This is a genomic window from Paenibacillus sp. FSL R7-269 (assembly GCF_000517865.1).
GTDB lineage: Bacteria > Bacillota > Bacilli > Paenibacillales > Paenibacillaceae > Paenibacillus_AQ.
In genome coordinates this window covers 155516-167972 of record NZ_ASPS01000030.1, presented here as the reverse complement: position 1 = coordinate 167972, position 12457 = coordinate 155516, and the positions used below count along the sequence as shown (strand labels likewise).

Here is a 12457-nt window from a genome sequence, read left to right as displayed (position 1 = left end):
TAATCTTACCGGTGGCAGGCTGCCTATGCCATTTGTAACAATTGCCTGATCCTGATGAAGCCGTCAATCAGCCGTGATGCTCCCGCAGCGCAGCGGTGCGGATCACCGGAGGCACCTCGTGAATGGCAGAGATGGTCATGACGGACTGCTGCATCTCCCGCTCCAGCTCAATCAGATTGTAGAGCCACTCCGTCGGCTGCTTCAGATAGATGCTGTTGATCCCGGCAGTCAGCGCGGGCAGTACATCCGTACGCAGGGAGTTGCCGATCATCCAGGTGATTTTGCGGTCGAACGGGTAGGTGGTCAGGATATTCTCAAGCGCCTCTACATTCTTGTGCTGGCGGATATAGATGCGGTCATCGAAATAGGCGTCCAGCTTCATTTGGGCGATTTTGCGCTGCTGGATGGTGTCGTCGCCGCCGGTATAGAGATAGAGGGAATGGCCGTCCTGCTTGAGGGTATCCAGCGTCTCCACCATACCTGGATAAGCCTCTACCTCTTGGTCGTATACGCTCAGGCCCAGCTTCATCAGCTGCCGCTCCTCGAAGGCATCAGGCTTGCGGCTATATTTGCTGCAGAAATAACGGTAGGTGGCAATCAGTGATTTCGGGAAATTGTCGCTGGCCAGGCCGCTTGTGCTAACGGTCTCGACATCAATCTCCACCTGCTTGCTGCGCAGTTCGCCGATGGTAGGCTGATAATCGCTGAACCAGTCTGACATCAGCTCGAAATACTGTCCAAGAATGAGGTCAAAATACTTATTGCAATGCACCAGGGTATCATCAAGATCAAAGATTACTTGTTGGGTCAAATACTTCATGAGGTTCACTCCTAAGTTGGTCTGTTAGATACGGATATAGGACTCCAGAAACATCTGGAGCTCCGAGGCCCCGTCCGGGCGTATGCTGTAGCGTTCGGTACCTTCACCACGCAGATGGACCCGCAGCAGCCCTGCGACCCGCAGACTAAGCAGATGATGCATCAGCATCTCCCTGGACAGGCTCAGTTCGGACTGCATCTCCCACAGCGTCTTCGGTTCGTTCGCCACGAAGCGCAGCAGTCTCAGCCGGGTGGAGTCAGAGAGAGCCTGTGTTAAACGAAGCAGCACTGTGGGCGGCTCCTCCTCATTGTCTGAAGGGACATCTACCGGATATTGCACCAGCATCAGATTCTTAAAGAAGCAATACGTGTTGATCGGCCGGTTATGCACGGTAGGCAGCAGCACGATCGTCTCCAGCCCGGGAATGTCCTCAATGACAATTCCGCCGGAAGCGTATTCGATTAGCGGGACCATATCCATTTTGCTCTCCAGCATTTTTTTCTCAGAAGCGTCTTCAATCAGCAGCGGCAGCAGGGTATGCTCCACATGGCGGAAATAATGCTCATACCATATCCGCAAAAGAGGCGTGTACCCGTTCTTGATCCGCGCGCATTCCCCGGCCGTGAAGTTATGGAAGAACGGCTCGGTCCGCCGGAGGCAATCCTCAAGTGAAGAGTTCTCCAGCTCAGCCAGGAACTGCAGCACCTTGGATGCCTCGCCCCGGCTGTAAGCCCAGGCATAGAGTACATCATAATCTTCGAACGGCCACTCGGCGGCCTGCTTCAGTGCAGCCAGCTGCGCGGGGGTGAAGCGGCCGTCCACATCCCGGATCCAGTCGGTGCCGATGTCCAGATTGGAGGTCCATTTCTTGGTTACATATAACATGAAACTGTCCAGCAGTTCGTATACGGGGGAAACATCAATGTTCAGTTCATACTTCATTTAAGCCGGGTCACCTCCAGAAAATCAGACACTTCTATATATTATCTCTTGTTTTGAAGAGGGTTGTCTACTATAATGTTCGGTGTTTGCCGTATGGACATCAGATTCCGCACATCAATGAATTACATAGGAGGATTTACTTGTGTCAGATTCTACACCGATGCCGCTTGGACAGAGCGGTAGAATGAATTATTCGATTTTGATTGCCGTGATTATTCTGGCAGGGCTTAGCCAGGGGATGCTGCTGCCGGTCTTATCCATTCTGCTTGAGCAGGAAGGCGTATCGTCCTCGTTGAACGGACTTAACGCGGCTGCCTTGTATGTAGGCTCATTTGCCATGACTCTGATTGCGGAACGGGTGCTTGGTGCCATCGGCTTCAAGAAGCTGATCGCCGCCGGTCTCGCGCTGGTTCTGGTATCACTGCTGCTGTTCCCGCTCCTTACCGGCGTGAAGGTCTGGTTCGTGCTCCGCGTGCTTGTCGGGATCGGCGATTCGGCGGTTAATTACGCTGCGCAGCTATGGGTGCTGCTCATGACACCAGCGGAGCACCGTGGACGGAACCTGTCACTCTACGGGATGTCCTATGGACTGGGCTTTAGCCTCGGTCCACTTGGCATCAGCCTGCTGCGGTTCGGGCAGCCCGCACCGTTCCTGATTACAGCTCTGCTGTTCGTAATCGTCCTGCTGATTGTCGGCTTCAAGCTGCCTGACTCGCGGCCGGAAGCTATGGATCATAACGAAGGCCAGGCTAGCAGGTTCGGCCGGAGCTACCGGCTTGCTTGGTATGCGCTGATTCCAGCGCTGCTATACGGCTATATGGAAGCCAGCCTGAACAGCAGCTTCCCGGTATACGGGCTGCGCACCGGGTTCAGTGCAGACCAGATTGCTGCTTTGCTGCCTTTTGCAGGCATCGGAGGCCTGGTGCTCCAGCTGCCGCTCGGCATATGGAGCGACCGCTTTGGCCGCAAGGCCATCCTGATTGCTGCGGGGACAGGAGGAGGCCTGGCCTTCACACTGCTTCCGCTTACCGGCGACCATTTCCTGCTCACCCTGCTGGTGCTGATGGTGGCCGGGGGACTTGTCGGCTCCTTTTTCTCACTAGGATTAAGCTATGCCGCCGATATTTTGCCGCGTAAGCTGCTTCCCGCTGCCAATGTAGTCGCTTCCTTCCATTATAGTCTGGGAAGTATAGCGGGGCCGGGCATCGGCGGGCTGCTGCTGCAATTCGGCTGGGGAGGCAGTGTGTTTGCCGTGATGGGCGGTCTGTACATTGTATTTGGGCTGGCAGGGTTATTGTTCTCGCCACGGAAGATGATATAAGGTAGAATAAGAACGAATGCTCGCATGGAATTTGATCCCGCTTTCAGAGTACACTATAGAGTAGAGTCGAAGACAGGAGAGGCTGACCTATGATTACAGTTGAACATTTGGCCAAAGCGGTCGGGGAAGATAAAACACCGGTGCTTCAGGATATCGGATTTCAGTTAGAACCGGGAGAATTTGTAGCGCTGTTGGGAGCCAGCGGCAGCGGGAAATCAACACTGCTGCGCTGCCTTGCCCTGCGTGAGAAGTGGGACAGAGGGAATTTCAGGGTAGATGGGCAGGATATTATGAAGAGCCCCTTCGCCGGCAAACGTAAAATCCGCCGGGAATGGGCCTATCTGGAGCAGAATGCGGAGCTGAATCCGAACCGCACTGCACTCAAGAATGTGCTGATTGGACAGGCCTCCCAGACGCCACTGTGGCGGATGGCTACAGGCATGGTCCGCTCAGATGATTATATGGGGGCGATGGACCAGCTTGATCTGCTTGGATTGCTGGACAAGGCCAAGCTGAAGTCCGGCCAGCTCAGCGGCGGTGAACGTCAGCGTGTAGCCATTGCCCGGGCATTGGTCCATGGCGCCAAGGTCATCCTGGCGGATGAGCCGGTGACGGGCCTTGACCCCAAGACTGCGGATAATGTGCTGGAGACCCTCCGCAATCTGTGCAAGGAGACAGGACTTACCGTGCTTACGGTGCTGCCGATTGAGCTGGCCGAGCGTTACGCCAGCCGTCTGTGGGTGCTGGAGGACGGAAGAATCAAGCATGATGTCAAAGGACGCCGGCTGACCTCACAGGAGCGGCTGCACCTGTGAAGTAAGACAAGGCGTTCAGTAAGGAGAGCGTAAATGAAGTTGAATATGCGTATGCGTGTCCTGGGAGGACTTGCCGCAGCCGCCCTGTCGCTGTTTGCCCTGCCCGGCTGCACCTTCATCAGCGATCCTGTATCCCAGATGAGGGTGCCCCAGCTGCCTGCGGACAAGGCTTCGCTGATGGCAGCGATTAACTCTTCCTTGAAGGCGCTGGATGGTACCTTGACCCGTCCGGCCAATGATGATAACAGCTCTATTTTTACGGAGGACCTGGACCGGGATGGCGTGATGGAGACGCTTGTGTTCTACCAGACGAAGAATGAAGCTGTAGTTAATCACGGGATGATTCTGGAGAAGCAGGGGGATGCCTGGGTCAAGAAGCTTACGTTCGATGGTGTTGGCAACATTCTGGATTCTGTAGATCTTCAGGATGTTACTGGTGACGGTAAGCTCAACATTATTGCCGGGTATTCCCGCACCGAAGATAAGGGTGTGAAAGGTATGGTTGTCTACAGTTATTCCGGGGGAGTGCTGGAAGAGATTCTAACCAAGCCATATACTAAATATATCATCGATGATCTGAATGAAGACGGGATTGCGGATATTACCGTGGTATACTTCAAGCGCAATGAATTCGCTACAATAACAACCTACCAGTACAATGACAGCTTCAAGGTGCTGGATCAATTGGACGACCTAGACCCTTATTTCAATAGCTATTACAATATTGTCTCAGGAAAAGTTGCTGCGAACAAAGAAGGGATTGTACTGGATTCAGCCGTGGATTCTCACTCAGCGTATACAACAGTGGTTGTAATGGAAAATAACAAGCTGCGTGTCGCTATTCCAGGGAATGACCTAACCTTCAAGGACCGCAAAATTGTCAGTGAGGATATTGATTCGGACGGAATTATTGAGATTGGCATGCTGGTTCCCCCCAAGGGCTGGGAGTATTTCGACCCGGAGACCATTCCGTATTTCAATTCTTATTACAAATGGGACGGGAAAGACGGCCTGACCTTCAGTACCCAGCTCTATAATGATCCGCTGGACCGGTTCACCATCAATTTTGCCCCCGAATGGCAGGAGCGTGTGACCGTGGACACGAAGTCGGTTCAGAACAAATCGCTCAAATTCATAATGACGGATACCGGAGAGACGGTCGCCGAAGTAACATTCTTCTCGCCTGCGGAATGGGACAATGTGAAGAACAACGGCTGGAAGCTGCTCGGACGCGATCTGGATAAAATGATCGGGTACCGGGGAGGACTGGAACAGAATACAATCGGAGGAGGGGATGGGCGAATCCAATCCACTATTGAAAGGAAGGGAATCAATGAGTAAAGTATTAATTCTGGAGGATGAAGAGTCCATCCGCAGTTTTATTGTGATTAATCTGAAGCGCAACGGTTTTGAGGTGCTTGAGGCGGCGGATGGCCATGAGGCGCTGCATAAGCTGACTACTATCCATGACATTGATATCGCCCTCTTGGATGTAATGGTACCTGGTATCGACGGCTTTGAGGTATGCAGACGTATCCGGGAGACCAATGAACGGCTGGGGATTATTTTCTTGACGGCCAAAGTACAGGAGCAGGATAAAGTCTATGCGCTGTCGGTGGGAGCAGATGACCATGTCAGCAAGCCGTTCAGTCCCACTGAGCTGATCGCCCGTATCCAGTCGCTGCTGCGCCGGGTCAATGTTCACCGCGAGCAGTCAGCCAAGGTATCGTTCCAGTCGGGTCCGTTCACCCTGGATCTGATCTCGAAGCAGTTCAAGCGGAGCGGGGAAGCCATTGAGCTTACCCCAACAGAGTTCTCACTGGTGCAATTCTTCCTGGAGAAGGAGAATACGCCGCTCAGCCGTGATTCCCTGCTCGATCATGTCTGGGGCAAGGAATATATGGGCGACCCTAAGATCGTTGACGTCAATATCCGTCGCTTGCGCCAAAAAATCGAGAATAATCCATCGGAGCCTGAATATCTGCAGACAGTGTGGGGACACGGCTATAAATGGAAAGGCCAGGTACAATGATCAAGAAGGGGATGCGCAGACAGATCGTACTGCACTATATTCTTGTAGTCTTTGTAGCGCTTCTCCTGGTTGAGACAACCTTTCTGCTGGCGATCCGCACTTATTATTACGACAGCATCTACACCAAGATCACTACACAGATTAGTGCAGCTGAAAGTATGGTTAAATATGGTAACTTAAACGGCACATCGGCGAACCAGTTGCAGGGTTTACTCGAATTGTTCAATCTGGAAAATACAGAGCTTGAGGTCCTGACTCTTAAAGGAGATATTATCACCAGCTCGACCGGGTTTCAGCCGGACCGGACCATCACCACCAGTGATGTCCCAGAGGCGGTGGGCGGTAGTATAGGACGCTGGGTGGGGCGGCAGGCCGGCACGAATGAAAGTGTCATGGCCGTATCCAAGATGGTGCGGATCAACACTCATGATTCTTATGTCCTGCGGTATCTGTCCTCGATGGAAGGTATTAATAAAGATCTGCTTAATCTGACCTTGCTCTCCCTGGGCATCGGGGTGGCAGTCCTCACCATCGTGCTGTTGCTGAGCTTCGGGCTCGCCAATTCGATTGTGCGACCGCTGAATAATATTACGGCCGTATCGGCGCAGATGGCGAAGGGCAAGTTCACGACCCGGATCAAAGGCGATTACCGGTACGAGATCGGCGGACTCGCTTCAACGCTCAACTATATGGCGGACGAGATTGTCCGCAGCAATCAGATCAAGGATGATTTCATCTCCTCAATCTCTCATGAGCTGCGTACTCCGCTGACCAGCATCAAGGGTTGGAGCGAGACGCTGGTCTCCGGGGGTTATGACCCTGAAGAGACTAAGCTTGGGGTCGGAATTATCTCCAGAGAGAGTGACAGGCTGATTGGGCTGGTGGAAGAAATCCTCGACTTCTCGAAGCTTCAGCAGAATGAAATGAAGCTGTCGATGGGGCAGGTGGATATTAAGGTTCTGCTGCAGGAGACGCTGCTCAATATCTGGGCGAAGGCCGAGAAGAAACGGATTCATCTGCTGCTGGAATGCGAGGAGACGATCTTCATCAAGGGGGATGCCAACCGCCTCAAGCAGGTCTTCCTCAATCTGGTGGATAATGCGGTGAAGTTCTCGCCGGAGGATTCCAGTATTGTGCTGTCGGCGGAGCGTTTATCCGGTATTGAGATGGCTGTTACTGTTCGTGACAGTGGTATTGGAATCAGTGAAGCGCATCTGTCCAGAGTGCGGGACCGCTTCTTCCAGGTCGATGCCCTTAACGGGGGAACGGGCCTCGGGCTAGCGATCTCCCAGCAGATCGTGGAGCTTCATAACGGTAAGCTGGAAATGGACAGCGAGCTGGGCAAGGGTACTCAGGTTACCGTCATTCTGCCGCTGGATGACAGCCAGCAAGGGAATACCCGACCCGGCAACCCACAGTTAACTTCATAGCAAGATACAAAAGGGATACAGCTATCGTCCGGGCGGACCGGAGCTGTATCCCTTTGTATGTAGCAGCCCTTAGGGCTGAATTTTTGTTTATGAAGGCATTCCTTCCGCACGCAAACGGCCGGCCTTCTCATAGACCTCCTGAAGCAGACGGGCAGGCTGAGTACGTACCAGCGGCTTAGCAGCTACAATCTCATGCGGGCCGACAACCACGATGTTGTCTGCACTGCCTTTGATTACAGCGCCATCCTTGATCACAGCACCTTCACCGATAATGGCGTGTTCAATCAGAACACCGCGTCCAATGCGGGCACCCGGCATTACCACGCTCTGCTTGATTCTGCTCTGCTTGCCGATCTCCACACCGCCGAAGATGACCGAACGCTGCGGGCTGCCTTCGAGCTGGCAGGTTTCATGAATCAGGCAATTTGCTGAAGCAGATTGAGTGCGGGGTCTGATCGCAGCCAGCTTGGTGCGTTGTGCCCGGCTGTACATCGGCCAGCGGGAGTTATCTAGCTGGAAGCCATCCTCTTGCAGAAGATCCATATGAGCTTCCCAGAGGCTGCCAACGGTACCAACATCTCTCCAGTAACCTTCGAATCGGTAAGCGAACAGTTCATTGCTCGCATCCAGCATGGACGGAATAACATCCTTACCGAAATCATGACCGGACTCCATATTCGTTGCATCCTGCAGTAAATGAGCCTTCAAGTAGGACCACTCGAACAGATAGATGCCCATAGACGCCAGGTTGCTCTTCGGAGCTTGTGGTTTTTCGGCAAATTCGGAGATCTTGAAATCTTCATCCACGTTCATCACGCCGAAGCGGCTCGCTTCATCCCAAGGAACCTCCATAACCGATATCGTTGCCTTCGCAGACTTGGCGATGTGATAATCGAGCATTTTGCGGTAATCCATGTGGTAGATATGGTCTCCCGACAGGATAAGTACATGCTCCGGGTTCTGACTGTCTATATATTCAATATTCTTATAAATAGCATCGGCGGTGCCTGTATAGCTGTCTCTGCCTTCAACACCTGAAGGGAGCAGCCTTACACCCCGGTCACTGCGGCTATGCAGCCCCCAGGGCTCGCCTTCACCGATATGCTGATGCAAGGATTCTGCTTCATACTGAGTCAGTACTCCGATGGTATCAATCTTGGAATTCACACAGTTGCTGAGGGGAAAATCAATAATCCGGTACTGTCCGCCGAAAGGGACTGCAGGCTTAGCCATGCTGGAAGTCAAGGGGGCCAATCTGCGGCCTTCCCCGCCCGCCAGGAGCATGGCGATACATTCTTTCTTACTCATGTGTTATCCCTCCCATTTTTTTGTCAATGCTTGTAATATACACTCAGAACAAGCGCTTGAAACGACATAGGTGAATTATATTGCTGTATCTGTGGAAAAATTACATGTTTATTTTCAATATTCAGAAATTGCCCGGACTTCTCTCAAAATCATTTTCAAAATCTATATATTCGGGTAATGTAATAGGTGCATCATATATCCTAAGGTGGTGATGATTTGGCCGATTTACCAAAAACAGAAAACCTCCCGTCCGCTGAAGATATTTATCTGTTCCATGAGGGCACGAATTATCGCAGCTATACGATGCTTGGCGCGCACATTGCCGTCCAAGAAGGGCAGGCCGGCGTTCGTTTTACCGTGTGGGCTCCTCATGCGGCATATGTAGGACTGGCGGGAGATCATAACAGCTGGGATGGAACATCTGATCTGGATACGTTATATAAGATACCCGATTCAGGATTTTGGAGTCGTTTTTTCCCGGGAATGGAGCCGGGAACTTTTTACAAATACAGGATTACAGGAACAGATGGTACAAGCTTCCTCAAAGCAGACCCCTATGCCTTCCACGCTGAAGTGCGTCCGGCAACGGCATCCGTTGTGGCCAATCTGGACGGCTACAAATGGGGGGATGCCGCATGGCGGCGGAAGAGTAAAGGTCCGTATCAGGCACCCATGAACATTTATGAAATGCATCTGGGCACCTGGCGGCAAAAGGAAGACGGCGAACTCTATACTTATCGTGAGATCAGCAGCCTGCTGATTCCCTACCTGAGTGAAATGAGCTATACCCATGTGGAGTTCATGCCGCTGGCTGAACATCCTTATGATCTGTCCTGGGGCTACCAGGGAACCGGTTATTTTGCTGCTACCAGCCGTTTCGGAGAGCCGCAGGATCTGATGTACCTGATCGATCAGCTGCATCAGGCAGGCATTGGGGTCATTCTGGACTGGGTCCCAGCCCATTTTGCCAAGGATGCCCATGGTCTGCGCTTGTTCGACGGTTCGCCGCTGTATGAATATGCCGATCCGATGCTGGCGGAGAAGCCGGGCTGGGGGACCTTGTCCTTTGACTTCAGCAAGCCGGAAATCTCATCGTTCCTAATCTCCAATGCCTTGTTCTGGTTCGAGAAGTATCATATTGACGGCATGCGTGTGGATGCGGTTACGAGTATGCTGCGGCTTGATTTCGAGAAGGAACACCATCAGTACCGGACGAATGAGCATGGAGGGCTGGAGAATCTGGAAGCCATCCGGTTCATTCAGCAGCTCAACCAGACGATTTTCCAGTATTATCCGAAGGCGCTCATGATGGCGGAAGAATCCAGTGCCTGGCCGGGCGTAACCTCACCGGTGCATGAAGGCGGCTTGGGCTTCAACTACAAATGGAATATGGGCTGGATGAATGACACCTTGGGCTACATAGAACGGGATTTCGGATCACGCCCGTATCATCATAATTTGTTGACCTTCCCGATATGCTATGCTTATGCCGAGAACTATACGTTGCCGCTGTCACATGATGAGGTAGTGCACGGCAAGAAGTCGCTGCTGGACAAAATGCCCGGGTCCTATGAGCAGAAATTCGCCGGTCTGCGCCAGCTTCTCGGATATCAGATCAGCCATCCGGGCAAGAAGCTGCTGTTCATGGGCGGAGAGTTCGGACAATTCATTGAATGGAAGGATCAGGAGCAGCTTGACTGGCTGCTGCTGGATTATGAGAGCCACCGGCGGATGCAGGCCTATACGGCTGCGCTGAATCAGCTATACCTTGCCGAAAAATCGCTGTGGGAGCTGGACCATGACATGGCTGGCTACCAGTGGATTGATGCTGACGATAGCGGGCAGAGTATCGTATCCTATATCCGCAGAGGCAAACGCCCGGTGGACACGCTGCTGATTATCATCAACTTCCAGCCGGAGGAGCGCCGCCATTACCGTATCGGCGTGCCGCGTCCGGGCGTATATGAGGAATTATTCAGCTCGGAGAGCAACGAATACGGCGGATCGGGCTTCCATAATGAGCCGCTGAAGAGCACCAAGACCGAGTGGCATAATCAGGTGAATAGTATAGAGCTGACCCTGCCGCCGCTTAGCTTCTTGGTGCTTAAGAAGTCAGGCCGCAAGACCGTTTAAAGGCAGGAATTGTCCGAATAAGCAATTAAATAAGGGGGAGATGGAATGAAAGTACTATTTGCCGCGGCGGAAGCCCATCCATTTATCAAAACAGGCGGACTGGCCGATGTCATCGGCGCTTTGCCGAAGGCCCTCAAGGCGGCCGGGGTCGATGTCCGGGTGATTTTGCCCAAATACAAAGGAATTCCTGAGAAGTATTCCGCACTGATGGAGCCTGTCGCTACGCTGGACGTTCCGATTGGCTGGCGCAATCAGTATTGCGGGATTGAAAAGGTCGTGTTTGAAGGGATTCCCGTCTATTTCGTTGACAATGAGTATTACTTCGGCCGTGACGGGATTTATGGCTATATGGATGACGGCGAGCGCTTCGCGTACTTCAACCGGGCGGTACTGGAATGCCTGCCGGCGATTAGCTTCCAGCCGGATGTGATCCATTGCCATGACTGGCATGCTGCGGTTGTTCCTCTGCTGCTGCAGGCGCACTACCGGCATAATCCGTTCTACAGTGAGATGCGTACGGTATTCACCATACATAATCTCCTGTACCAGGGAGTCTTTCCGTATACGGTGCTGGGTGAGCTGCTGGGTCTGGATGACAGCTATTTCCTGGGCGTGGAGTATTACGGGAATGTGAATTATATGAAGGGCGGGATTGTCTACAGTGATCATGTCACTACCGTTAGCCCGACCTATGCCGATGAGATTCGGACCCCATACTACGGCTATGGTCTCGATGGCCTCCTGACTTCGCGTTCTGATGCGCTGAGCGGCATTGTGAACGGAATTGATACCAAGAGCTATAATCCGTCCAGTGATACGGCAATCTTCACCAAGTACCGGTCCAACCTGGCCAAAAAAGCCGAGAACAAGCTGGGACTCCAACAGGAGCTGGGATTGCCGGTGGCTCCTTACATTCCAATGATAGCTATGGTCACGCGTCTGGTGGATTCCAAAGGACTGGATCTGCTGACCCGTGTGCTGGACGAGCTGCTATACTACGATGATATTCAGTTCGTGCTGCTGGGGACGGGGGATGAGGTATACGAACGCTGGTTCCGCGAGGCGCAGTGGCGTTACCCGACTAAGCTGTCATCACAGATTACTTTCAGTGATGCCTTATCCCGCAAAATCTACGCCGCCAGCGACATTTTCCTGATGCCGTCCAAATTTGAGCCTTGCGGCATCAGCCAGCTTCTGGCGCTCCGTTACGGCAGCATTCCGGTGGTTCGTGAGACAGGCGGGCTGAACGATACCGTACAGGCATACAATGAATATACTGGGGAGGGCAATGGCTTCACCTTCCAGGATTATAACGCCCACGATATGATGCATACGCTCCGCCGCGCCGTATCGTTCTACCATAAGCCCGAGCACTGGAAAAAGGTAGCCAAAAACGCATTCTCCGGCGACTACAGCTGGAACGTATCCGCACAGCAGTACATTGATATTTATAACAACATTACGGCCGCTCCAGCGGAATAGGAAATAGCAGGATCAGGATGGAAAAGGCACCCCTCAGTTCATCATGGACTAAGGGATGCCTTTTTCTGTTGCACTTGGTTCACTGGATACGAGGAACCATAATTACCAGGGGGATTTGTGCCGATTAGCTGGAGGGAATAGGTGTATTTCAGGCACTTGTTAACGGAAGGAAAA

General features: G+C 52.6%; 10 protein-coding genes. 7 read left to right on the top strand and 3 right to left on the bottom strand.

The features are described from left to right. Positions 1–67: 67 nt before the first annotated feature. Both C162_RS15725 and C162_RS15720 read right to left on the bottom strand, forming a co-directional pair. A complete protein-coding gene (locus tag C162_RS15725; RefSeq protein ID WP_036695436.1) occupies positions 68–820 on the bottom strand; it encodes an HAD family hydrolase in 753 nt (250 codons plus the stop codon). A gap of 24 nt (positions 821–844) precedes the next feature. Beyond that, complete coding sequence (locus tag C162_RS15720; protein WP_036695435.1) at positions 845–1762, bottom strand: ArsR/SmtB family transcription factor; 918 nt, start codon at positions 1760–1762, stop codon at positions 845–847. 160 nt (positions 1763–1922) lie between these two features. Here C162_RS15720 and C162_RS15715 point away from each other — a divergent pair, with 160 nt between their 5' ends. From C162_RS15715 to C162_RS15695, 5 genes are all read left to right on the top strand, one after another. Further along, positions 1923–3083 (top strand): MFS transporter, encoded by a 1161-nt coding sequence (locus C162_RS15715; RefSeq protein ID WP_036695508.1) that lies wholly within the window; start codon positions 1923–1925, stop codon positions 3081–3083. 89 nt (positions 3084–3172) lie between these two features. Beyond that, positions 3173–3898: a phosphonate ABC transporter ATP-binding protein gene (locus C162_RS15710; RefSeq protein WP_036695434.1), complete on the top strand. Its 726-nt coding sequence runs from the start codon at positions 3173–3175 to the stop codon at positions 3896–3898. Between the two features lie 33 nt (positions 3899–3931). Further along, complete coding sequence (locus C162_RS15705; RefSeq protein WP_179090463.1) at positions 3932–5239, top strand: hypothetical protein; 1308 nt, start codon at positions 3932–3934, stop codon at positions 5237–5239. After that, the gene (locus C162_RS15700; protein ID WP_036695433.1) at positions 5232–5930 is read left to right on the top strand and encodes a response regulator transcription factor; all 699 of its coding nucleotides are present in this window, start codon (positions 5232–5234) and stop codon (positions 5928–5930) included. Before C162_RS15705 ends, C162_RS15700 begins: the two co-directional genes overlap by 8 nt. Next, positions 5927–7360 (top strand): sensor histidine kinase, encoded by a 1434-nt coding sequence (locus C162_RS15695; RefSeq protein ID WP_036695432.1) that lies wholly within the window; start codon positions 5927–5929, stop codon positions 7358–7360. The genes C162_RS15700 and C162_RS15695 overlap by 4 nt, the downstream gene beginning before the upstream one ends. Positions 7361–7447: 87 nt before the next feature. Here C162_RS15695 and C162_RS15690 read toward each other — a convergent pair whose 3' ends face one another. Next, positions 7448–8668, bottom strand: a complete 1221-nt coding sequence (locus C162_RS15690; RefSeq protein ID WP_036695431.1) for a glucose-1-phosphate adenylyltransferase — start codon at positions 8666–8668, stop codon at positions 7448–7450. 216 nt (positions 8669–8884) lie between these two features. Here C162_RS15690 and glgB point away from each other — a divergent pair, with 216 nt between their 5' ends. Together glgB and glgA are read left to right on the top strand one after the other, a co-directional pair. Then, a complete protein-coding gene (gene glgB / locus C162_RS15685) occupies positions 8885–10801 on the top strand; it encodes a 1,4-alpha-glucan branching protein GlgB (RefSeq protein WP_036695430.1) in 1917 nt (638 codons plus the stop codon). A 45-nt stretch (positions 10802–10846) separates the two neighbouring features. Beyond that, a complete protein-coding gene (gene glgA, locus C162_RS15680; RefSeq protein ID WP_036695429.1) occupies positions 10847–12283 on the top strand; it encodes a glycogen synthase GlgA in 1437 nt (478 codons plus the stop codon). Positions 12284–12457: the final 174 nt, after the last annotated feature.